General features: G+C 66.3%; 15 protein-coding genes, 2 tRNA genes and 1 pseudogene. 5 read left to right on the forward strand and 13 right to left on the reverse strand.

Going from position 1 to position 22,177, the window contains the following annotated elements; all coding sequences use genetic code 11:
* Positions 1–32 precede the first annotated feature (32 nt).
* Both B3E91_RS08385 and B3E91_RS08390 read right to left on the reverse strand, forming a co-directional pair.
* Positions 33–109 (reverse strand) — tRNA-Pro (locus B3E91_RS08385).
* Between the two features lie 13 nt (positions 110–122).
* Positions 123–198, reverse strand: a tRNA-Asn gene (locus tag B3E91_RS08390).
* Between the two features lie 204 nt (positions 199–402).
* Between B3E91_RS08390 and B3E91_RS08395 the strand changes: the two genes are divergently transcribed.
* Both B3E91_RS08395 and B3E91_RS08400 read left to right on the forward strand, forming a co-directional pair.
* A complete protein-coding gene (locus B3E91_RS08395; protein ID WP_414708220.1) occupies positions 403–2,694 on the forward strand; it encodes a DUF1631 domain-containing protein in 2,292 nt (763 codons plus the stop codon).
* Entirely contained in the window at positions 2,687–3,016 is a 330-nt protein-coding gene (locus B3E91_RS08400) for a PilZ domain-containing protein (protein WP_287029047.1), read from the forward strand. The genes B3E91_RS08395 and B3E91_RS08400 overlap by 8 nt, the downstream gene beginning before the upstream one ends.
* Before the next feature lie 58 nt (positions 3,017–3,074).
* Here B3E91_RS08400 and clpB read toward each other — a convergent pair whose 3' ends face one another.
* The 4 genes and pseudogenes from clpB to B3E91_RS22235 all read right to left on the reverse strand — a co-directional run.
* Positions 3,075–5,639, reverse strand: a complete 2,565-nt coding sequence (gene clpB / locus B3E91_RS08405) for an ATP-dependent chaperone ClpB (protein WP_273232451.1) — start codon at positions 5,637–5,639, stop codon at positions 3,075–3,077.
* A gap of 200 nt (positions 5,640–5,839) precedes the next feature.
* The gene (locus tag B3E91_RS08410) at positions 5,840–7,423 is read right to left on the reverse strand and encodes a peptide chain release factor 3 (RefSeq protein ID WP_273232453.1); all 1,584 of its coding nucleotides are present in this window, start codon (positions 7,421–7,423) and stop codon (positions 5,840–5,842) included.
* A gap of 107 nt (positions 7,424–7,530) precedes the next feature.
* Entirely contained in the window at positions 7,531–8,403 is an 873-nt protein-coding gene (locus B3E91_RS22230; RefSeq protein WP_414708221.1) for a PDC sensor domain-containing protein, read from the reverse strand.
* Positions 8,398–8,589: pseudogene (locus B3E91_RS22235) on the reverse strand (methyl-accepting chemotaxis protein); the annotation flags it as partial. The gene B3E91_RS22230 and the pseudogene B3E91_RS22235, both read right to left, overlap by 6 nt.
* A 610-nt stretch (positions 8,590–9,199) precedes the next feature.
* Here B3E91_RS22235 and B3E91_RS08420 point away from each other — a divergent pair.
* Positions 9,200–10,363 carry a type III PLP-dependent enzyme gene (locus B3E91_RS08420; protein WP_273232456.1) on the forward strand — a complete coding sequence of 388 codons (1,164 nt, stop codon included), beginning with the start codon at positions 9,200–9,202 and terminating at the stop codon, positions 10,361–10,363.
* A 372-nt stretch (positions 10,364–10,735) separates the two neighbouring features.
* On the opposite strand, the gene B3E91_RS08425 is transcribed toward B3E91_RS08420, so the two are convergent.
* From B3E91_RS08425 to B3E91_RS08435, 3 genes are all read right to left on the reverse strand, one after another.
* On the reverse strand, positions 10,736–10,867 hold the full coding sequence (locus tag B3E91_RS08425; protein ID WP_287029048.1) for a hypothetical protein: 132 nt from the start codon (positions 10,865–10,867) through the stop codon (positions 10,736–10,738).
* An 87-nt stretch (positions 10,868–10,954) separates the two neighbouring features.
* Positions 10,955–11,653: a tetratricopeptide repeat protein gene (locus tag B3E91_RS08430; protein WP_287029049.1), complete on the reverse strand. Its 699-nt coding sequence runs from the start codon at positions 11,651–11,653 to the stop codon at positions 10,955–10,957.
* The gene (locus B3E91_RS08435) at positions 11,650–12,330 is read right to left on the reverse strand and encodes a Fe2+-dependent dioxygenase (protein WP_287029050.1); all 681 of its coding nucleotides are present in this window, start codon (positions 12,328–12,330) and stop codon (positions 11,650–11,652) included. Before B3E91_RS08435 ends, B3E91_RS08430 begins: the two co-directional genes overlap by 4 nt.
* A gap of 254 nt (positions 12,331–12,584) precedes the next feature.
* Here B3E91_RS08435 and B3E91_RS08440 point away from each other — a divergent pair, with 254 nt between their 5' ends.
* Positions 12,585–14,837, forward strand: a complete 2,253-nt coding sequence (locus tag B3E91_RS08440) for a TonB-dependent receptor (RefSeq protein WP_287029051.1) — start codon at positions 12,585–12,587, stop codon at positions 14,835–14,837.
* Between the two features lie 223 nt (positions 14,838–15,060).
* On the forward strand, positions 15,061–17,604 hold the full coding sequence (locus tag B3E91_RS08445; protein ID WP_287029053.1) for a sulfite reductase flavoprotein subunit alpha: 2,544 nt from the start codon (positions 15,061–15,063) through the stop codon (positions 17,602–17,604).
* 104 nt (positions 17,605–17,708) lie between these two features.
* Here B3E91_RS08445 and B3E91_RS08450 read toward each other — a convergent pair whose 3' ends face one another.
* The 4 genes from B3E91_RS08450 to B3E91_RS08465 all read right to left on the reverse strand — a co-directional run bounded on the left by B3E91_RS08450 (position 17,709) and on the right by B3E91_RS08465 (position 22,130).
* Complete coding sequence (locus B3E91_RS08450) at positions 17,709–18,680, reverse strand: peptide ABC transporter ATP-binding protein (protein ID WP_287029054.1); 972 nt, start codon at positions 18,678–18,680, stop codon at positions 17,709–17,711.
* Positions 18,677–19,645: an ABC transporter ATP-binding protein gene (locus tag B3E91_RS08455; protein ID WP_287029055.1), complete on the reverse strand. Its 969-nt coding sequence runs from the start codon at positions 19,643–19,645 to the stop codon at positions 18,677–18,679. Before B3E91_RS08455 ends, B3E91_RS08450 begins: the two co-directional genes overlap by 4 nt.
* A gap of 283 nt (positions 19,646–19,928) precedes the next feature.
* Entirely contained in the window at positions 19,929–20,840 is a 912-nt protein-coding gene (locus tag B3E91_RS08460; protein WP_273232474.1) for an ABC transporter permease subunit, read from the reverse strand.
* 279 nt (positions 20,841–21,119) lie between these two features.
* Positions 21,120–22,130, reverse strand: coding sequence for an ABC transporter permease subunit (locus tag B3E91_RS08465; protein WP_287029057.1), 1,011 nt, complete (start codon positions 22,128–22,130; stop codon positions 21,120–21,122).
* Between the last annotated feature and the right edge of the window lie 47 nt (positions 22,131–22,177).

Below are 22,177 nucleotides of genomic sequence, written 5' to 3' on the forward strand. Positions count from 1 at the left end.
TGCTCTACCAACTGAGCTAACGACCCAAAAGGTGGTCGGGGTAGGGGGATTCGAACTCCCGACATCCTGCTCCCAAAGCAGGCGCGCTACCGGGCTGCGCTATACCCCGATCTGGAAGAAGTTGGCTCCGCGACCTGGACTCGAACCAGGGACCCAATGATTAACAGTCATTTGCTCTACCGACTGAGCTATCGCGGAACTACGAGCTTCCAATCTCTTTTACGGTGCCGGTGAGCCGGAATCCCGTATCAGAGGCGCGCCATTTTACGTTTCCCGAAGCGCCTGTCAACCCTTAAAATTCTTCCTGAGACAATGTCTTGCAGTCGGCGGGGTGGCTGCTATATCTGTGCTGAAGATCACCGTGTGGAGTGCGCTCGTCAGTCGGGCACCGGCAACTTGATGATGGACGAACGCGACTCACCCATGTCCCCCTCCGCCCACGGCACGCTCGCCAGTCGCGTCATCCAGCCGCGTTTCAGCGAGCTGGTGCAGCGCTGTCGCAGACGGGTGATGAACGCCCTCGCCGAACACCTCACCGCGACCTTCGGGCAGGTCGACGACACCCTCTTCGAGTGCGCCGAGAAGGCCGAGAACAATCAGGTCCAGGCGCTGTTCTTCGACAGCATGCGCGACATCCGCCGGTTGCGGCCGCTGATCGAGCGGACCTATCACCAGCAGATCGCCCGTCAGTTCTCCGATTTCCTCCAGGGAAAACCGTCCGCCACGAACGACGACGCGCTCGAGGCCGACGACCTGCGCCTGGTGCAGAACGAGGATTACGAGGAGACCCTGCAGATCATCAACATGGTCAGCCGGGTGAAGGCCCGCTGCGCGCAGAGCCTGTTCGCGCTGGATCGTCGGCTGGCCCTGCTGAACAACGGCCAGAAGCTCGACGAGGACGGCAACCCCTTCGGTCCGCACGCGATCGCCCAGGCGTTCCGCGAGGCCTTGCAGCCGACGCCGTTGCCGCTGCGGATACGGATCATCCTCTACATGCTCTTCGACCGGCATCTCATGCAGAACCTCGACGGTCTCTACGAGGCGCTCAATCGCGAGCTGATCGACGCCGGCATCCTCCCCAACATGAAATACCAGGCGCAGCCGCGGGTCGAGGCCACGCGCGCCGCCGACGCGCCGTCCTTCGCCGGATCGCCGGATGCCCGCTCGGGCTATTCCGACGGCCACGTTCCATCGGCCGAGCAGGCCGAGCGGCTGTTCGACGGGCTCACCCAGCTGTTCATCGCGCTGCGCAAGCGTGAGGGCACGACCCTGCTCGGCGGCAGGCGCAGCATCGCCAGTTACGCGCCGCCCACCGCCACGCGCACCTTCGAGGCGCGCGAATTGCTGGAGGCGCTGAACCAGTTGCAGAAGCAGGCCGCCGAGGATTTCGCCCGGCGCATGCAACGGCCGCAGCAGGTCGACGGCGTGAAAGCCGACCTGCACCGTCAGCTCGAGTCGCGCAGCGCTGCGGCGGACCCGCGGCGGATTTCCGACCAGGAAGCCGACGTGATCGATCTGGTCGGCATGCTCTTCGACTTCATCCTCGATGACGGCGATCTGCCGGATGCCTGCAAGACCGCGCTGTCGCACCTGCATACGCCCTATCTGCGGGTGGCGATGCAGGACAAGGCGCTCTTCACCCAGTACAACCACCCGGCCCGTTTGCTGCTCAATGCCATGGCGCGCGCCGGAGTGCTGTACGACGCCGAGGGCGAGGAGCGCGAACTGCTGGCGAAGATCCAGTGGGTGGTCGAGCGGGTGATCCAGGGTTTCACCGGCGATCTGGCGCTGTTCGAAACGCTGCTGGAGGAGTTCAACGAGTTCGTCGCTACCCTCAGGCACCGCGTCGAACTGCGTGAAAAGCGCTCCATCGAGGCGGCCAAGGGCCGTGACCGCCTGCTCGATGCGCGGCAGAAGGCCGGCGCCGCGATCGCCGAGGCGCTGCGCGGGCCGAGCCTGCCGAAGATCATCCAGGATTTCCTCGAGCTGACCTGGACCGACGTGCTGGTATTCGTACAGCTTCGTCATGGCGAGGGCAGCGCCGAATGGAACCGCTCGCTGGAACTGGCCGGGCAACTGGCCTGGAGCGGCAGGCCCCAGGACGCCGCTGGCATCGACGCGTTGCACCGCCTGCGCGCCGGCATGCTCGACGATGTGCGCAAGGGCCTCGAATTGCTCGGCGGCTACCACGAGGACGGTATCGCCCGGCTGTTGCGGGACATCGTCGCCAGCCAGGACGCCGTGCAGGCCAAGCGCCCCGAACGGGTGGAGCCTCTCGCGCCGTCGCTGATCGAAAGCCCGCTGGCGAACATGCTCGGCGAGGACGCGGTGTTGCTGGCGGACAGCCGCGCCGCCAAGCCGCCCCGCACGCCGCGCCTGGAAGCGCTGATCCGCCAGTTGCAAGCGCTGGAGTTCGGCACCTGGTTCGACTTCGTCGAGGGCACGCAGCGGCGCCGGCTCAAGCTGTCCTGGTTCAGCCCGACGACGAACAACTACATGTTCGTCGACCAGTTGGGCCAGCGCGCCGCGATTCGCCCGCTGGAAGACCTCGCCGAGGAGATGGACCGCGGCCTGGCGCGCATCGTCATCGAGGAACGCAGCCTGCCTCTGGTGGATCGCGCGATGAACGCGATCTATCGCGCCCTGCAGCGTGTCAGCGGACGCTCCACCCACCCAGGAAACGACCATGGATAGCGAGCGTCGCCAGTACGATCGATACCGCCCCACACTCACTCTGGAAGTCTTCGACCGTCACGGCGGCCAGCGCCTGGGACGCATCGTCGACCTGTCCCGCGATGGCTTCATGCTTGTCACCGAACAGCTGCTGGCCGTCGATTCCGTCTGGGAGTGCCGGCTGACGGCGGCCAGCGGCGAGGTCCGCGAGGTGAGCTTCGGCGCCGACTGCCTGTGGGCCCGGCCGGGCACCGACGAACACCACGGCTGGGCGGGGTTCCACATCATCGACATGGCCGAGGATCAGGCGGCGCGGTTGGAGCTTCTGCTGCAGGCGCTCTGAGCGAAAAAAACCTCCCTCCCGGCAAGCGGAAGAGAGGTTTCGTACGGCCTGTGCCCGATCAGATAAAGACGATCTCGTCGTTTTCCACGCGCGCCTTGACGGTATCGCCCGGTGCGAACTTGCCGGCAAGGATTTGCTGCGCCAGCGGGTTCTCGATCCAGCGCTGGATCGCGCGTTTCAGTGGACGTGCGCCGTATACCGGGTCGTAACCGACCGACACCAGCTTGTCCAGCGCCTCGTCGGTGAGCTCGAAGGTCAGGTCGCGCTCGGCCAGGCGCTGACGCAGCCGGCCCAGCTGGATCTCGGCGATGCCGGCGATCTGCTCGCGGCCCAGCGGCTCGAACACCACCACCTCGTCGATGCGGTTGACGAATTCCGGACGGAAGTGGTTGCCCACCGCGTCCATGACCGCCGCGCGCTGCGCCTCGCGGTCGCCGACCAGTTCCTGGATCTGCGCCGAACCGAGGTTCGAGGTCATCACGATCACCGTATTGCGGAAATCCACCGTGCGCCCGTGGCTGTCGGTCAGGCGGCCGTCCTCGAGCACCTGAAGGAGGATGTTGAAGACGTCTGGATGGGCCTTCTCGACTTCGTCAAGCAGCAGCACGGAGTAGGGTTTGCGCCGCACCGCCTCGGTCAGGTAGCCGCCTTCCTCGTAGCCGACGTAGCCCGGAGGCGCGCCGATCAGCCGTGCCACGGAGTGTTTCTCCATGAACTCGGACATGTCGATGCGCACCATGGCGTCCTCGGTGTCGAAGAGGAACTCCGCCAGCGCCTTGCACAGCTCGGTCTTGCCGACCCCGGTCGGGCCGAGGAAGAGGAACGAGCCGCTCGGCCGGTTCGGATCGGCGAGGCCGGCGCGCGAGCGGCGCACGGCGTTCGCCACCGCCACCACGGCTTCGTGCTGGCCGATCACGCGGGTGTGCAGCATGTCTTCCATGCGCAGCAGCTTGTCGCGCTCGCCTTCAAGCATCTTGCTCACCGGGATGCCGGTCCACTTGGAAACCACTTCGGCGATTTCCTCCTCGGTGACCTTGTTGCGCAGCAGCTGGTTTTCCGATTTGCCGTGCTGGTCGACCATCTGCAGGCTGCGCTCCAGGTCCGGAATCACGCCGTACTGCAGTTCGGCCATGCGGTTGAGGTCGCCCTTGCGCCGCGCGGCCTCGAGTTCCTGCTTGGACTGCTCGATGCGTTGCTGGATCTGCGCCGAACCCTGCACTTCGGCCTTCTCCGACTTCCAGATTTCCTCGAGGTCGGCGTATTCCTTCTCCAGCTTGGCGATTTCTTCCTCGAGCTTGACGAAGCGCTTCTGGGTCGCCTCGTCCTCTTCCTTGCGCAGCGCCTGGCGCTCGATCTTCAGCTGGATCAACCGGCGGTCGAGCTTGTCCAGCGCCTCGGGCTTGGAGTCGATCTCCATGCGGATGCGGCTGGCCGCTTCGTCGATCAGGTCGATGGCCTTGTCCGGCAACTGGCGGTCGGTGATGTAGCGGTGGCTCAGCTTGGCCGCGGCGATGATCGCGCCGTCGCTGATGGTCACCCCATGGTGCACCTCGTAGCGCTCCTTGAGGCCGCGCAGGATGGCGATGGTGTCTTCCTCGCTCGGCTCGTCTACCTGGACCTTCTGGAAGCGCCGCTCCAGCGCCGCGTCCTTCTCGATGTACTGGCGGTACTCGTCCAGCGTGGTGGCGCCGACGCAGTGCAGCTCGCCGCGTGCGAGTGCCGGCTTGAGCATGTTGCCGGCGTCCATCGCGCCATCCGCCTTGCCGGCGCCGACCATGGTGTGCAGTTCGTCGATGAACAGGATCACCCGGCCTTCCTGCTTCGACAGCTCGTTGAGCAGCGACTTCAGGCGCTCCTCGAATTCGCCGCGGAACTTGGCGCCGGCAATCAGCGAGCCCATGTCCAGCGACAGCAGGCGTTTGTCCTTCAGGCCGTCCGGCACTTCGCCGTTGACGATGCGCTGGGCAAGCCCCTCGGCGATGGCGGTCTTGCCGACGCCGGGCTCGCCGATCAGCACCGGGTTGTTCTTGGTGCGCCGCTGCAGGACCTGGATGGTCCGGCGGATTTCGTCGTCACGGCCGATCACCGGGTCGAGCTTGCCTTCCTCGGCGCGCTTGGTCAGGTCGACGGTGTACTTGTCCAGCGCCTGGCGCGATTCCTCGGCGTTGGGGTCATTCACCGCCTCGCCGCCGCGCAGGTTGTTCACCGCGTTCTCGAGGGCCTTCTTCGACACGCCCTGGCTGAGCAGCAGCTTGCCCAGGCGGGTGTTGTCGTCCATCGCCGCGAGCAGCACCAGCTCGCTGGAGATGAACTGGTCGCCCTTCTGCTGGGCGAGGCGATCGGCCTGGTTGAGCAGGCGCGCCAGGTCCTGGGACAGGTTGACGTCGCCGGTGGGGTTCTGGATTTTCGGCAGTTGGTCCAGTTCCTTGGTCATCGCCTGCTTGAAGGCGTTGGTGTCGAAACCGACCTGGCGCAGCAGCGGCTTGATCGAGCCGCCCTGCTGGTCGAGCAGCGCCTGCATCAGGTGCAAGGGCTCGATGGCCGGATGGTCGAGGCCGACAGCGATGGACTGGGCGTCGGAAAGGGCAAGTTGCAGCTTGCTGGTCAAACGATCGATACGCATGGAATCACCTCGGTTGGCGCAGGCCGGTGCGACGAACTGCACCTCGAACGAAAGCCTGCGGGATGCAGCTTAGATGAGGTCGAACGGCCGGGATTCAAGCGTGACGTGATTGACGCAGGTCAGCCGGAGGCTGGGTGCGGCGAGGGACGCCGCTGGCGGGGCGATCCCCGCGTGGCGCACGCGGGGATCCTTGGTGGGTTTCAGTGATGTTCGCGGGTGGCGCGGAAGCGAATCTCCGGCCAGCGCTCTTCCATCAGGCTGAGGTTGACGCGGGTCGGCGCCAGGTAGGTGAGGTGGCCGCCACCGTCGATGGCGATGTTCTCGAAGGCCTTGACCTTGAAGTCCTCGAGCTTCTTCTTGTCGTCGCACTCGATCCAGCGCGCCGACCAGACGTTGATCGCCTCGTAGGCGCACTCGACCTTGTATTCGCCCTTGAGCCGGCTGGCGACCACGTCGAACTGCAGCACACCGACCGCGCCGAGGATGATGTCGTTGCTGCGCTCGGGGAAGAACACCTGGGTGGCGCCTTCTTCGGCGAGTTCCTGCAGGCCCTGGCGCAATTGCTTGGATTTCAGCGGGTCCTTCAGGCGCACGCGGCGGAACAGTTCCGGGGCGAAGTGCGGGATGCCGGTGAAGCCCAGCGCTTCGCCTTCGCTGAAGGTGTCGCCGATCTGGATGGTGCCGTGGTTGTGCAGGCCGATGATGTCGCCGGCATAGGCTTCTTCGAGCATCTCGCGTTCGGAGGAGAAGAAGGTCAGCGCATCGGCGATCTTCAGGTCCTTCTTCGTGCGCACGTGGCGCAGCTTCATGCCTTGCTCGTACTTGCCCGAGCAGATGCGCATGAAGGCGATGCGGTCGCGGTGCTTGGGGTCCATGTTCGCCTGGATCTTGAACACGAAGCCGCTGAATTTTTCCTCGGTCGGCTGCACCACCCGCTCGTGGGCGGCCCGCGGCAGCGGGCGTGGCGCCCAGTCGACCACCGCGTCGAGCACCTGGTCGACGCCGAAGTTGCCCAGCGCGGTGCCGAAGAACACCGGGGTCAGCTTGCCGTCGAGGAATTCCTGCTGGTCGAATTCGTGGCAGGCACCCTGCACCAGCTCCAGCTGTTCGACGAAGCGCTCGTACTCGTCGCCCAGGTGCGCGCGGGCCTCGGCCGAATCCAGCTGTTCGATCACCTTGGTCTCGGTGCGCTCGTGCCCGTGGCCCGGCGTGTAGACGATGATGCGGTCTTCGGAGAGGTGGTAGACCCCCTTGAAGTCGCGGTACGAACCGATTGGCCAGGTGATCGGCGCGGCCTTGATCTTGAGCACCGCCTCGATCTCGTCGAGCAGTTCGATGGGGTCGCGGATGTCGCGGTCGAGCTTGTTGACGAAGCTGACGATGGGCGTGTCGCGCAGGCGGCAGACGTCCATCAGGGCGATGGTCCGCGGTTCGACGCCTTTACCGCCGTCGAGCACCATCAGCGCCGAGTCCACCGCGGTCAGGGTGCGGTAGGTGTCTTCGGAGAAGTCCTCGTGGCCGGGGGTGTCGAGCAGGTTGATCATGTGCTCGCGGTAGGGGAACTGCATCACCGAGGTGGTGATGGAGATACCGCGCTGCTTCTCCATTTCCATCCAGTCGGAGGTCGCGTGGCGGTCGGACTTGCGCGACTTCACCGTGCCGGCCACGGCGATGGCCTTGCCCATCAGCAGGAGTTTCTCGGTGATGGTGGTCTTGCCGGCGTCCGGGTGGGAAATGATGGCGAACGTGCGGCGTTTGGCGACTTCGGCGGCCTGGTTGGTCATGCAAGAACCTGGGTGCAGAGCGATAAAAGAGGGCGCGAAGTATACAGGAGCGCGCCCCCCGGTTGTCGCCGGCCGCGACGAACATCCTGGGGCGACTGCCAGGGCGGCTACTGCGTCTCCAGCGCCGCCGCCAGGCTGAAACCGATCATCAGCGACCAGGGCATGCGCTCGACGCCGGTGGCCACCGGGGCGAACAGGCGCACGCGGTCGTTGCCTTCCAGGCAGACGTACGGCTTGCCGTTCTTCACCGCCTGGCGCGCCTCGGCGTTCAGGTCGTCGGCGGACTTGCCGAGGCGTTCGGCGTCCGGGTGGGTGACGTAGGACGCCGCGTTGGAGAGCAGCGCGAGGAAGCCCACGCCAAGCGGTTTGCGCTGCGACAGGTCCTGCTGCAGCGCATCGAGGGAGAAGTCCGCGCCGAGCGTGCCGGCGAAACGCTCGCTGAACTTGAGCGCCACCATCAGCGAGGTCATGCGTACCGTGCGACCGTTCACCCGGTAATCGTAGGGCTCCATCATCACGTCCTGGCCGGTGCGCCGCGGCAGTTCGTACCAGTCGTTGAGCCCGGCACTGTCGTAGTCGGCCAGCGGTTCCAGGCCGACGCTGCCCTGGCCACGGTTCCAGTAGGGGATGAAGCGTCCGCTGGCGTCATGCCCCGGGGTGTTGGCGAACTCGGCGTCGCGGCCGTCGAGGGCGCCGGGCTCGATGCAGCAGGAATAGGCGAGCACGTCCCTGTCGGCGCGCAGGTAGGCGGCCATCACCGTGTTGATCGCCTGGCGCTCAGGGCCCTGGCGGGCATTCTTCAGGCTTTCGATGAAATGCTTGAGGCCGTACAGGGTCGCCTTCAGACCGGCGAAGCGCGTCTCCAGTCGCGCCGCTTCCTGCGCCGCCAGCAGTTGCGCGGTTTCCAGCAGCGACTCGCGCTCGGCCTTCTCCACGCCCTTCACGGCGTTGCCGGTTTCGTCGCTGATGGCCTTGACCATCGACGCGATATCGCTGGTGGCGCTGGTGGTGCGCGAGGCCAGGGCGCGCACCTCGTCGGCGACCACGGCGAAGCCGCGTCCGGCGTCGCCGGCGCGTGCCGCCTCGATGGCCGCGTTGAGCGCCAGCAGGTTGGTGTGCTTGGCGACGTCGCGGATGACGTTGACGATGCTGTTGATCTTGTTGGCGTTGTGTTCGAGATCGGTGACCAGCTTCTTGATCTGGTTCATCGTGTTGTTCAGGGCGTCCTGTTCCGCTGGTGCACTGCAGGGGCGTACGGAGGGTTTTTCCACGAGCATCTCCAGGAGGCGGCTTGGGGCCGACGAACGTCGGCGCAATCCCCAAGCAGCGAGCATGCCAGGGCTTGCCGGCCTGCGGCGCCAGGCTCAGACCGCGTTCGCCGGGGCCTGGCGAGCCCCGTGGCGGCATCGGTGGGCGCGGCGCGTGAGCCGTTTCGGTGCAGGCGCCGCCGCATGGTCTCGTCCCGCGCCGTGCAGCATTTCGGGGCGCTGCGTGCGGAATAAAACACGTTTGCCGCCGGGCCTCTTAAACGGGCAATTTCCGATTGATCTCCCCCGGTCGTGGTCTTAAAGTTCGCGCCCGAACGTCCATGCTGGAAACGATCCATGCGGCTCAAGTACTGACGACGAGAGATTGCAGGCCGGTAACACCGGCCGACGATACTCGGCGACATGCCTTGGGAAGTAGGCGAACCAAAGTGGGGAAACGGATTAGGCGTTCGGGCTTCTAAGGAAGCCATCCCTTCGTACTTTTGTTGCTCTGCCAGTGGAGTTCCGCATGCCGATCCAGATCGAAGACTATTACCCGCGCGAAACCTTCAACAAGATGAAGGCGTTCGCCGACGGCCAGGAAACCCCGTTCGTGGTGATCGACACCGCGATCATCAGCAAGGCCTACGACGACCTGCGCGCCGGTTTCGAATTCGCCAAGGTCTACTACGCCGTCAAGGCCAACCCGGCCGTGGAGATCATCGAGCTGCTGCGCGACAAGGGCTCGAACTTCGACATCGCCTCGATCTACGAGCTGGACAAGGTGATGGCCACCGGCGTGTCGCCGGACCGCATCAGCTACGGCAACACCATCAAGAAAGCCCGCGACGTGCGCTACTTCTACGAGAAGGGCGTGCGCCTGTTCGCCACCGATTCCGAGGCCGACCTGCGCAACATCGCCAAGGCCGCGCCGGGCTCGAAGATCTACGTGCGCATCCTCACCGAAGGCTCTACCTCGGCCGACTGGCCGCTGTCGCGCAAGTTCGGCTGCAACCCGGACATGGCGCTGGATTTGCTGATTCTCGCCAAGCAACTGGGCTTGGTGCCCTACGGCCTGTCGTTCCACGTCGGCAGCCAGCAGCGCGACATCGACGTCTGGGATGCCGCCATCGCCAAGGTGAAGGTGATCTTCGAGCGTCTGAAGGAAGAGGACGGCATTACCCTGCAGATGATCAACATGGGTGGCGGCTTCCCGGCCAACTACATCACCCGCACCAACAGTCTGGAAACCTACGCCGAGGAAATCATCCGCTTCCTCAAGGAAGATTTCGGCGACGAGTTGCCGGAAATCATCCTCGAGCCGGGCCGTTCGCTGATCGCCAACGCCGGCATTCTGGTCAGCGAAGTGGTGCTGGTGGCACGCAAGTCGCGTACCGCCGTGGAGCGCTGGGTGTACACCGACGTGGGCAAGTTCAGCGGCCTGATCGAAACCATGGACGAAGCCATCAAGTTCCCCATCTGGACCGAGAAGAAGGGCGAGATGGAGGAAGTGGTGATCGCCGGCCCGACCTGCGACAGCGCGGACATCATGTACGAACACTACAAGTACGGCCTGCCGCTGAACCTGGCGATTGGCGATCGCCTGTACTGGCTGTCCACCGGCGCCTACACCACCAGCTACAGCGCGGTGGAATTCAACGGCTTCCCGCCGCTGAAAGCCTTCTACCTGTAAGGCGCTGACGCTCGCTCGAAAGCCCCGCCTCGGCGGGGCTTTTTGTTGGGCGTGGGTGCGGTGCGCATGGCGCACCCTACGGAAGCCGCTCATCCGGCGTAGGGTGCGCCGCGCGCATCGTCGGTCTCCAGGCCGGCGGCGTTGCGTAACCACGCGGTTTCAGGCGTTTTCCATCTGCCGCTGCATGGCCTGGTATTCCCCGGCAACTTCGCGGATGCCCGGTAGCGCGGGTGACGCAAAAGCCCCGCCTTGGCGGGGCTTTTGTTCGGCGTGGTGCGATGCGCATGGCGCACCCTACGAAGCCGCTCATCCGGCGTAGGGTGCGCCGCGCGCACCGCCGGTCCCCAGGCGGCGTTGCGTAACCACGCGGTTTCAGGCGTTTTCCATCTGCCGCTGCACGGCCTGGTATTCCTCGGCGACTTCGCGGATGCCCGGCAGCGCGGGTACTGACGCAAAAGCCCCGCCTCGGCGTGGCTTTTTGTTGGGCGCGGGTGCGGTGCGCATGGCGCACCCTACGGAAGCTGCTCATCCGGCGTAGGGTGCGCCGCGAGCACCGCCGGTCCCCAGGCGGCGTTGCGTAACCACGCGGTTTCAGGCGTTTTCCATCTGCCGCTGCATGGCCTGGTATTCCCCGGCGACTTCGCGGATGCCCGGCAGCGTCGAGCCCAGAAGAACCTGCCCGGCGCGCTCGATGAACCCCGGCGTGGCCGTGGTCAGCGCCTTGCGCAGCCAGGCGATGGCTTCATCCAGCCGGCCGTCCTCGGCCAGGGCGGTGGCATGGTTGTACTGGCCGCGGAAATCGCCCCCCAGGGCGGCGCGCTCGTAGAGTTCGCGCGCCTTGGCCTGGTCGGCCGGCACCACGACGCCTTCGGCGTAGAAGCGCCCGAGCAGGTTCATCGACTTCGCGTGGCCCATCTCCGCCGCCTGGACGAACAGGCGGAAGGCCTGCGCCATGTCTTGCGCAACGCCACGGCCACGGGTCAGCAGCTGCGCGTAGTTGTAGAGGCCCCAATCCAGGCCGAGCGCGGCGGCCCGCTGGAAGTGCCGCGCCGCTTCGACGAGGTCGATATCGCAACCCCAGCCGTTTTCCAGGCAGCGGCCGACCATGTTCAGGGCCATCGGATTGTTCTGCGCGGCGGCGATGCGGAACCAGGTCAGCGCCAGCTTCTGGTCACGGGCGATGCCGCTGCCATCGAGAAGGATCTGCCCCAGGTGCGCCTGCGCGTCGGCATCGCCCTGTTCGGCGGCCAGCAGCAGCAGCCGTGCACGGCGGCGCAGGTCGGCACTCATACTTCGGCCCAGCGGCGCAGCAGGTTGTGGTAGGTGCCGGTGAGGGCCAGCAATGACGGATGATCGGGCATGTCCGCGGTCAGTCGCTGGATCGCCTGGTCCATCTCGAACAGCAGGGTTCGCTGGCTGTCCTCGCGAATCATGCTCTGGGTCCAGAAGAACGAGGCGTAGCGCGTGCCGCGGGTCACCGGCATGACCTTGTGCCGGCTGGTGCCGGGGTAGACCACCAGGTCGCCGGCGGCGAACTTCACCTGGCGCACGCCGTAGGTGTCCTCGATGACCAGCTCGCCACCCTCGTACTCGTCCGGATCGCTGAAGAACAGCGTGGAGGACACGTCGGTGCGCACCTGTTCCGCGCTGCCGCGAACCTTGCGAATGGCGTTGTCGATGTGGAAACCGAAGGTGCCGCCGTCGCGGTAGCGGTTGAACATCGGCGGGTAGGCCTTGTTCGGCAGCGCTGCGGAGAAGAACAGCGGGTGCTGCCAAAGCCGTTGCAGCATCGCCTCGGCGATCTCCCGGGCCAGCGGATCGTCTTCGGCCAACTGTTCGTTGGATTTCGCCTTGACCGACTGGTAACCGGCCGTGACACGTCCGTCGATCCATTGGGCGCCTTCCAGTGCCTGGCGAATGCGGGTGACTTCGTCATGGGTGAAGACTTGGGGAATGTGCAGCAGCATGGTGGCCGATCCAGAAAATTGAGTAAGACGGAGCCGCATGTCGTCATGCTTTGATGGCGCTCCAGACGCGAACGGAAGGCAGATGTGATTTTTTGCTAAATGGGAAAGAATTTCAATTGAAAACGTTTCAACTCTGAAATAAATTGCGCCCCTTCAACAACGGGGGGTAGACAATGAAGTCTCAAAGCGCCAACGACGCCAACGTTTCAACGCAGCGGGTTCTCGCATCCGCGATCGGAGTTGCCATCACCGCCATGTCGGGAGGTCACGCGTTCGCCGCCGACACGCCGAAGAAAGGCGAGGCGATCACCCTGGAAAGCGCCACTGCCGTGGGCGAGCAGGACCAGGAACAGAGCTACAAGGTCGACGAGGTCTCCTCGCCCAAGTACACCGCTCCGCTGCGCGATACGCCGCAGACGATCACCGTGGTGCCCCACCAGGTCATCGAGGATCAGAACCTGCTGACCATGCGCGACATCCTCAGCACCGTGCCGGGCATCACCTTCGGCGCCGGTGAGGGCGGCGGCGGTTATGGCGACAGCATCAACCTGCGCGGGTTTTCGGCGAACAACGACATTCAGGTCGATGGCGTGCGCGACAGCGCCCAGTACAGCCGCACCGACCCCTTCAACCTGGAACAGATCGAAGTCGTCAACGGCGCCAGCTCGGTGTACTCCGGCTCGGGCTCGGTGGGCGGCACGATCAACATCGTCACCAAGTCGCCTCAGCAGCGTGACTTCACCACCCTCAGCGGCGGGCTGGGCACCGACAACTACACGCGTGCCACGCTCGATACCAACCAGCACCTGAACGACACCACCGCGTTCCGCCTGAACCTGATGGCGCATGCCAACGACGCCCCCGGCCGGGACCACGAGGACTTCGAGCGCTGGGGCATCGCGCCGTCCATCGCGTTCGGGCTCGGCACGCCCACCCGTGTGACGGTCAGCTACGAGCACCAGAAAGACGACAACCTCCCGCAGTTCGGCGTGCCCATCTACAACGGCAAGCTGCTACCCGGCGTCGACTGGGACAATTACTACGGCTATCGCAATGCCAACAAGCAGGAAATCAGCACCGATGCCCTCAGCCTGAAGCTCGAGCACGACTTCAACGACGCGGTGTCGATTCGCAACTTCAGCCGGGCGGCGCGCGTTCGTCAGGAAACCTGGGTTTCCGGTCCCGAAGGCGCTTCGACGGCGTGTCTGGCCACTGGCGTGACGCCTGCCGGTGGCGCTTGCGCCGGTACGCTCGCGCCCGGTTTCTTCCAGCCGAGCGGCGGTTCGCTGGGTAATGCGCGGGACACCGAAAACAGGATCTTCACCAACCAGACGGACGTGACCAGCAACTTCTCCACCGGCTTCATCGACCACACCCTGGTCACCGGGGTGGCCTTCACCCGCGAGGAATACGACGCGAAAACCGGCAACTGGATGCGCAACGCCGATGGCAGCTCGACCGGAATCGTGATTCCGCCCGTCAGCATCAGCGATCCCGAATCCTACTGGGGCGGCCCGATCAACTTCACCCGCACCGCGAAGATCGACGGCGAGCTGGACAACCGCGCGGCCTACGCCTTCGACACGCTGAAGTTCAACGAGCAGTGGGAACTGAACGGTGGCGTGCGCTACGAGCGCAACGAGGGCAGTTCGAAGTCGGACGCCATCAATGCCACCACCGGTGCGGTCACGCCGGGCACCCGCTACCACAACAGCGACGACCTGACCTCCTATCGTCTCGGCCTGGTCTACAAACCGGCCGAAAACGGCAGCATCTACGTGGCTTACGGCAACACCAAGACGCCGTCGCAATCCTCGGTCAACGGCGGTTGCTTCAGCGCCGGGCGTGGCACCAACCCGTCCAGCAACAACTGCGACGCCGATCCGGAAAAATCCATCAGCTACGAAATCGGCACCAAGTGGGACTTCTTCCAGGACGCGCTGTCGCTGACCGCCTCGGTGTTCCGTAACGATCGGACCAACTACAAGGTGGCCAGCAACGATCCGAGCAACCTGTCCGGCGAGCAGGCGCTCGATGGCCAGGCACGCGTCGACGGCATCGCGTTGGGCGTATCGGGCTTGATCACCGAGAAGTGGAAAGTCTTCGCCAACTACACCTACCTGGACACCGAAGTGCTGCAGAGCGTCAGCGATTACACCCAGGAAACCACCGGCATCGACGCCCAGAAAGGCAACCCGCTGACCTTCACGCCCAAGCATGCCGCGAGCATCTGGACGACCTACGATCTGCCGTACAACCTGCAGCTCGGCTACGGTCTGACCACCCAGAGCAAGCAGTACCTGGCCAGCACCGACAACGCTCCGACGGCCTCCGGGTATACCGTCCACCGCGCGATGCTCGGCTACAAGGTCAACCGCAATCTCGACCTGCGGCTGAACGTCAACAACCTGTTCGACAAGCACTACCTCACGCGCATCCGCAACAACGGCTGGGCAACCCCGGGTGATGGTCGCGCCGCGATCCTGACCGCCAACTACAGCTTCTAGAACGCTCCACGCCAAGCCCCGCTGCAGTTCGCTGCACCGGGGCTTCGTCGTACCCGGACGGTAATGACGGATAGGTAAGCAACAGGTAAATAGCGCGAGAAAACCTGCCTTTGAAAGTTTTTCTCAAATAGAATTTCCTCCCGTTTGGCGCTGCCGGACGAATCATTCAATTCCACGCAGGGATGCGCGCGTCGCACTGCCCAGCCGCGCGAAGGTGACCCAGGTGTTCAAGAAAACGATCTTCCAGCTGCACTGGTTCTTCGGCATCAGCGCCGGCCTCGTGCTGGCGCTGATGGGGCTGACCGGGGCGATCTACGAGTTCCAGGACGAGATTCTCGAGCTGATCAACCCGCAGATGCAGGTCGAGCGCCGCGATGCGCAGGTGCTGCCGCTGGGCGAGCTGGCGGCCAGGGCGCAGGCGCTGGAAGGCAAGACGGTGTCGGGCGTCTACCTGATCCTCGGCGACGGCGATCCGGCGCGGGTGTTCTTCACCCCGCCGCCGGGCGAGCGGCGGGGCGCCATGCGTTTTCTCGATCCCTACACCGGCGATGCGATGGGTGAGCCGCGCGGCATGGGCTTCTTCGCCTTCGTCCTGCAGTTGCACCGCTTTCTCGCGGCAGGCGAGGTCGGCAAGCAGATCACCGCCGCCAGCACTCTGGCGCTGGTGTTCTTCTGCCTCTCCGGCCTCTACCTGCGCTGGCCGCGCAAGGCGCTGAACTGGCGCGCCTGGCTGACCCTGGACTGGGCGAAGAAGGGCCGCGCCTTCAACTGGGACCTGCATGCCGTGGCCGGCACCTGGTGTCTGGTGTTCTACCTCTGCGCGGCGCTGACCGGGCTTACCTGGTCCTACGACTGGTTCCGCGACGGCGCCAACCGCCTGCTCGGCGACGCGCCGGCCGGGCAGCAGGGCACACGCGGTGAGGGCCGCGGCCGACCGGGCGGGCAAGCGCCGGGGAGCGTGCCGACAGCGGCCCCGGTGGTCGACTTCGACCTGCTCTGGAACAGCATCCGGCAGACCGCCGGCGATCACCTGGCGGGCTACAACCTGCGCCTGCCGCCGGCGGCAGGCCAGCCGGCCACGGTGTTCTACCTGCTCGACGACTCGCCGCACCCGCGCGCGCTGAACCAGATCCAGCTGGATACCGCCACCGGCAAGGTGCTGCGCCACGAGCGCTATGCCGACAAGAACCTCGGCCCACAGCTGCTGATCAGCATCTACGCGCTGCACACCGGCGAGTATTTCGGCCTGCCCGGCCGCATCCTGATGATGCTGGCCAGCCTGAGCATGCCGGTGTTCTTCGTCACCGGCTGGCTGCTCTACCTCGACCGCCGCCGCAAGAAACGCGAGATTCGCGCGGCGCGTGTCGGCGTCGCCGGCGATTCGTCGGCGGACGGCTGGCTGATCGGTTTCGCCAGCCAGAGCGGTTTCGCCGAACAGCTGGCCTGGCGCGCCGCCGGGCAGTTGCAGGCCGCCGGCGTCCCGGTGCAGGTGCAACCGCTGATGCGCATCGACGAACAGGCGCTGCGCCAGACGCGCAATGCGCTGTTCGTGGTCAGCACCTTCGGCGACGGCGAGGCGCCGGACAACGCCCGTAGCTTCGAGCGCAAGATGCTCGGCCAGCGCCTCGACCTCGGCAGCCTGCATTACGCCGTGCTGGCGCTGGGCGATCGCCAGTACCAGCAGTTCTGCGGTTTCGCTCGCCGCGTCGACGCCTGGCTCAGCGGTGCCGGCGCCCGCGCCCTGTTCGACGCGGTGGAGGTGGATGACGGCGACAGCGCGGCCATCGCCGATTGGCAACTGCGCCTGAACGAAGTCACCGGCACCCGCGGGCCGCTGGAGGTCGCGCCGGTGCCGTTCGACAGCTGGCCGCTGCAGCGCCGCGTCTGCCTCAACCCTGGCAGCCAGGGCGCGCCGACCTTCCTCGTCGGCCTAACGCCGCGCGCGGACTGGTGCGCCGGCGACATCCTCGAAGTGATGCCGCGGCATCCGCTGGAGAAGGTGCGACGCTGGCTCGACGGCCACGGCCTGGTCGCGGATGCGCCGGTGACGCTGGACGGGCTCGGCCTGCCGCTGCTCGACGCGTTGTGCACGCGGCAACTGCCGGACAGCTTCGTCCATCTGGTCGGGCTGCACCCGCAGGCGCTGCTGGACGCGCTGGTGCCGCTGGGCGTGCGCGAATACTCGATCGCCTCGCTGCCTTCGGACGGTGTGCTCGAGCTGATCGTGCGCCAGGAGTTCCACCCCGACGGCAGCCTTGGCCTCGGCTCCGGCTGGCTCAGCGAACACGCGCCGCTGGACGCCGGGGTGCGCGCACGGGTGCGCCGCAATAGCGCCTTCCATGTTCCTGAGGATGACCGTCCGCTGATCCTGATCGGCAACGGCAGCGGCCTGGCCGGTCTGCGCAGCCTGCTCAAGGCGCGCATCGCCGCCGGGCAGCGGCGCAACTGGTTGCTCTTCGGCGAGCGCAACCGCGCCCACGACTTCTACTGCGCCGAGGAAATCCAGGCCTGGCAGGCGAGCGGCGAGCTGCAGCGGCTCGACCTGGCGTTCTCCCGCGACCAGGAGCGCAAGCGCTACGTGCAGGATGTGCTCGGGGAAAACCTCGACGAGCTGCGCCGCTGGCTGGAGCAGGGTGCCTCGATCTACGTCTGCGGCAGCCTGGTGGGCATGGCCGGTGGCGTCGATGCGCTGCTGCTGGAGGCGCTCGGCGAGCAGGACCTGGCCGACCTCACCGAAGCCGGGCGCTATCGGCGGGATGTGTATTGAGGTGGCGGTCCACCGTGCGCGTTTGGGGTGACGGTGGGTGAGTGAATGGTGGGCTGAAGCCCACCCTACAACTCGGAGCGGTGGCGTGCAGGGGCGATACGCCGCTAGGCGAGGCCAACCTCTCCGGCGTAATGGCAGGCGACCAGGCGCTCGTCCAGCGGGCGGAATGCCGGGACTTCCTGGCGGCAGCGTTCGGTCGCGTAGGGGCAGCGCGGGTGGAACACGCAGCCGGACGGCGGATCGAGCGGGTTGGGCAGCTCGCCGCCGAGCCTGATCTTCGGCTTGCTCGGGTCTGGATGCAGGGTCGGCGTGGCCGATAGCAGCGCCTGGGTGTAGGGATGCAGCGGCTGATTGTGGACCCGCTCGCTCGGCCCCAGCTCCATCGGCCGGCCGAGGTACATCACCAGCACCCGGTCGGCGACGTGCTGCACCACCGAGAGGTTGTGCGAGATGAACACGTAGGCGGTGCCGAACTCTTCCTGCAGGTCCATGAACAGGTTAAGCACCTGCGCCTGGATCGACACGTCCAGCGCCGAGGTCGGCTCGTCGGCCACCAGCACCTTGGGGTTCAGCATCATCGCCCGGGCGATGGCGATGCGCTGGCGCTGGCCGCCGGAAAACATGTGCGGGTAGCGCGGGTAGTGCTCGGGGCGCAAACCCACCTGGCGCATCATCGCCTGCACCCGTTCCTGGCGTTCGGCGCGCGACAGCCCGGTGTTGATCAGCAGCGGCTCGGCCAGCTGGTCGCCGATCTTCTGTCGCGGATTGAGCGAGGCGTAGGGGCTCTGGAAGACCATCTGCACGTCGCGGCGCAGCTGCTTGCGCGCCGCCTTGCTGGCGCCGGTGACTTCCTGCCCGGCGATCTGCAGCGAGCCGGAGGTGGGCTGCTCGATCAGCGTCAGCGCGCGCGCCAGGGTCGACTTGCCGCAACCGGATTCGCCGACCACCGCCAGGGTCTGCCCGGCTTCCAGCGCGAAGGAAATGCCGTCCAGCGCGCGGACCACCGCGTTTTCCCTGAACAGTCCGCGGGACACTTCGTAGTGGCGAGCCAGGTCGCGGGCGACGAGCACGCTCATACGGCCGCCTCCTGATTGCGCGGGTGGAAGCAGCGCGCCAGGCTCTGCGCCTTGGCCTCCAGCGGCGGGCGCCGTGCCAGGCAATCGTCCTGCACGTAGGGGCAGCGCGGCGACAGCAGGCAGCCGTGCGGGCGGTCGTAACGGCCGGGGACGATGCCCGGCAGCGTCGCCAGCCGCCGCGCGCCGCGGCTGTGCTCGGGAATCGCCGCCAGCAGCGCCTCGCTGTAGGGATGGGCCGGACGCTCGAACAGCGTCGGGATGTGGCCGACCTCCACCGCTTCGCCGGCGTACATCACGCACACGCGGCGGGCGGTTTCGGCGACCACCGCGAGGTCGTGGGTGATCAGGATCAGCGCCATGCCGCGGTCGCGTTGCAGGTCCAGCAGCAGGTGCATGATCTGCGCCTGGATGGTCACGTCGAGGGCGGTGGTCGGTTCGTCGGCGATCAGCAGCTTGGGTTCGCCGGCGATCGCCATGGCGATCGCCACGCGCTGGCTCATGCCGCCGGAAAGCTGGTGCGGATAGGCGTCTAAGCGGCTCGCCGCGGCCGGGATTTCCACCCGTTCGAGCAGCTCCAGCGCGCGCTGGCGGGCGGCGCGGCCCTTGAGGCCGAGGTGCTGGCGCAGCACTTCCTCGATCTGGAAACCCACCGTGTAGCTGGGATTGAGGGCGGTCATCGGGTCCTGGAAGACCATCGCCAGGTCCTTGCCGACGATGCGCCGCCGCTGCCGTGGCGTGAGGCGCAGCATGTCGGTGCCGTCGAAGCGCAGGACATCCGCGCCGACGATGCCGGGCGCATCGACCAGGCCCATCAGCGCCAGCATGGTCACCGATTTGCCCGAGCCCGACTCGCCGACGATCGCCAGCACCTCGCCGGCCTCCACCGTGAGGTCCAGCGCATCGACCACCGGCGCCGCGTCGGCGCCGAAGCGTACCGACAGGTTGCGGATGTCCAGAAGGCTCATGGGGCGTGCTCCGTCATCAGGCGTAGCACCCCTCCTAGGGTGGACGACGTTTCATCCTTCCACCGTCGTGGGGCATTCGCGAAGGGGTATCGGTGCGCGTGGCGCACCCTACGGGGAGTGGTGTTGCGCGGTGCGCCGTGCGCACCGGGGCCTCGCGGGATGGACGACGCTTGACCCGTCCACCGTCGCGGGGCATTCGCGAGGGGGTATCGGTGCGCACGGCGCACCCTACGGATATCGGCGCTGTAGGGTGCGCCGTGCGCACCGGAGAGGAATTCACTCATCAGGCAGCGTTCTTCAGCTTCGGGTCCAGCGCGTCGCGCAGCCCGTCGCCCATCAGGTTGATCGCCAGCACGCTGAGCAGGATGGTCAGGCCCGGCAGCGAAACCACCCACCAGGCGCGCTCGATGTAGTCGCGCGCCGAGGCCAGCATGGTGCCCCACTCGGGCGTCGGCGGTTGCACGCCGAGGCCGAGAAAGCCCAGCGCGGCGGCGTCGAGGATCGCCGAGGAAAAACTCAGCGTCGCCTGCACGATCAGCGGCGCCATGCAGTTCGGCAGCACGGTGACGAACATCAGCCGCGGCAGCCCGGCCCCGGCCAGGCGCGCGGCGGTGACGTAGTCGCGCTGTACCTCGACCATCACCGCGGCGCGGGTCAGGCGCACGTAGGCGGGCAGCGAGACGATGGCGATCGCGATCACCGTGTTGATCAGTCCGGCGCCGAGGATGGCGACGATGGCCACCGCCAGCAGCAACGACGGCAGCGCCAGCATGATGTCCATCAAACGCATGATCGACGGGCCGAGCAGGCGCGGGGAGAAGCCGGCGAGCAGGCCGAGCAGCACGCCGGGGATCAGCGACATCACCACCGAGGCCAGGCCGATCAGCAGCGACAGGCGCGCGCCGTGTATCAGTCGCGAAAGCAGGTCGCGGCCCAGCTCGTCGGTGCCGAGGAGGAACTGCGCCTGGCCGGCGTCCAGCCAGGCCGGCGGGGTGAGCAGGAAGTCGCGGTACTGCTCGCTGGGGTCGTGGGGCGCGACCCAGGGCGCGAACAGCGCGCAGAAGACGATCAGCAAGAGGAACGCCAGCCCGCCCAGTGCGCCCCGGTTGCTGGCGAACGCCTTGCAGAACTCGCGGAACGGCGAGGGGTAGAGCAGGCTCGGGTCGGTGGCCGCCAGCGGCGTCGATTCAGCCATGCGCGACCTCGCGAAGTGCTTGTGCCTGGGAGAACGAGGTGGCCAAGCACCCGTCCCGTAGGGTGGATGACGCTTCACCCATCCACCGTTGCGGAGTTTCGTTGGCGGATAAAGAGAGCGTCATCCAGCCTGCGTTTTCAGCCGTCGAGGCGAACCCGTTCGCCAACCGCTCGGCAGGGCTGGCCCATCGTAGGGTCGATGACGCTTCATCCATCCACCGTTGCGGCGTTTCGAGGGTGGACGAAGAAGGTGGCATCCGCCCTGCGCATTTAACGCTGTTCATCGTTGATGCCTTATCCGCGGATTGACCAGCCCGTAGAGGATATCCACCACGAAGTTCACCAGGATCACCAGGCAGGCGATCAGCAGGATGCCGTTCTGCACCACCGGGTAGTCGCGCGCGCCGATCGCCTCGATCAGCCACTTGCCGATGCCCGGCCAGGAAAAGATGGTTTCGGTGAGCACCGCGCCGGCGAGCAATGCGCCGACCTGCAGGCCGAACACCGTGAGCACCGGGATCAGCGCGTTGCGCAGCGCATGCACGACCACCACGCGGGTCGGCGACAGGCCCTTGGCGCGCGCGGTGCGCACGTAATCCTCGCGCAGTACCTCGAGCATCGCCGAGCGGGTCATCCGCGCGATCACCGCCAGCGGGATGGTGCCGAGCACGATGGCCGGCAGGATCAGGTGGCGCAGCGCGTCGAGGAACGCACCGTCCTCGTCGCTGAGCAGGGTGTCGATGAGCATGAAGCCGGTGACCGGCGGAACGTCGAAGAGCAGGTCGATGCGGTCCGACACCGGCGTCCAGCCCAGGTACACCGAGAAGAACATGATCAGGACCAGCCCCCACCAGAAGATCGGCATCGAATAGCCGGTGAGCGCCAGGCCCATCACCCCGTGATCGAACGCCGATCCGCGCTTGAGCGCGGCGATCATCCCGGCGAGCAGGCCGAGCACGCTGGCGAAGATCAGCGCGGCGAGCGCCAGCTCCAGGGTCGCCGGGAACAGCGCGAGGAACTCGTGCCAGACGCTCTCCTGGTTGCGCAGCGACTGGCCAAGATCGCCGTGCGCGAGGTCGCCGAGGTAATCGAGGTATTGCGCATAGAGCGGCTTGTCCAGGCCGAGCCGGTGCATGGCTTCGGCGTGCATCTGCGGGTCGATGCGGCGTTCGCCCATCATCACCTCCACCGGGTCGCCGGGGATCAGGCGGATCAGCGCGAAGGTCAGCAGGGTGACGCCGAAGAACGTCGGGATCAGCAAGCCCAGCCGGCGGGCGATGAAGGACAGCATGCTAGGTCGGCGCTCTCATCAGGTCGGGCATCGGGTCAGGCGCTCCG

Source organism: Pseudomonas sp. UBA6310, assembly GCF_002438225.1.
Lineage (GTDB): Bacteria > Pseudomonadota > Gammaproteobacteria > Pseudomonadales > Pseudomonadaceae > Pseudomonas_O > Pseudomonas_O kuykendallii.

Bases quoted from the DNA above. Each gene is read 5' to 3' on its own strand.
- B3E91_RS08395 (WP_414708220.1), top strand. From the start codon at position 403: ATGGACGAACGCGACTCACCCATGTCCCCCTCCGCCCACGGCACGCTC.
- B3E91_RS08400 (WP_287029047.1), top strand. From the start codon at position 2,687: ATGGATAGCGAGCGTCGCCAGTACGATCGATACCGCCCCACACTCACT.
- clpB (WP_273232451.1), bottom strand. From the start codon at position 5,639: ATGCGTATCGATCGTTTGACCAGCAAGCTGCAACTTGCCCTTTCCGAC.
- B3E91_RS08410 (WP_273232453.1), bottom strand. From the start codon at position 7,423: ATGACCAACCAGGCCGCCGAAGTCGCCAAACGCCGCACGTTCGCCATC.
- B3E91_RS22230 (WP_414708221.1), bottom strand. From the start codon at position 8,403: ATGGTCAAGGCCATCAGCGACGAAACCGGCAACGCCGTGAAGGGCGTG.
- B3E91_RS08420 (WP_273232456.1), top strand. From the start codon at position 9,200: ATGCCGATCCAGATCGAAGACTATTACCCGCGCGAAACCTTCAACAAG.
- B3E91_RS08425 (WP_287029048.1), bottom strand. From the start codon at position 10,867: ATGCGCACCGCACCCGCGCCCAACAAAAAGCCACGCCGAGGCGGGGCT.
- B3E91_RS08430 (WP_287029049.1), bottom strand. From the start codon at position 11,653: ATGAGTGCCGACCTGCGCCGCCGTGCACGGCTGCTGCTGCTGGCCGCC.
- B3E91_RS08435 (WP_287029050.1), bottom strand. From the start codon at position 12,330: ATGCTGCTGCACATTCCCCAAGTCTTCACCCATGACGAAGTCACCCGC.
- B3E91_RS08440 (WP_287029051.1), top strand. From the start codon at position 12,585: ATGTCGGGAGGTCACGCGTTCGCCGCCGACACGCCGAAGAAAGGCGAG.
- B3E91_RS08450 (WP_287029054.1), bottom strand. From the start codon at position 18,680: ATGAGCGTGCTCGTCGCCCGCGACCTGGCTCGCCACTACGAAGTGTCC.
- B3E91_RS08455 (WP_287029055.1), bottom strand. From the start codon at position 19,645: ATGAGCCTTCTGGACATCCGCAACCTGTCGGTACGCTTCGGCGCCGAC.
- B3E91_RS08460 (WP_273232474.1), bottom strand. From the start codon at position 20,840: ATGGCTGAATCGACGCCGCTGGCGGCCACCGACCCGAGCCTGCTCTAC.
- B3E91_RS08465 (WP_287029057.1), bottom strand. From the start codon at position 22,130: ATGCTGTCCTTCATCGCCCGCCGGCTGGGCTTGCTGATCCCGACGTTC.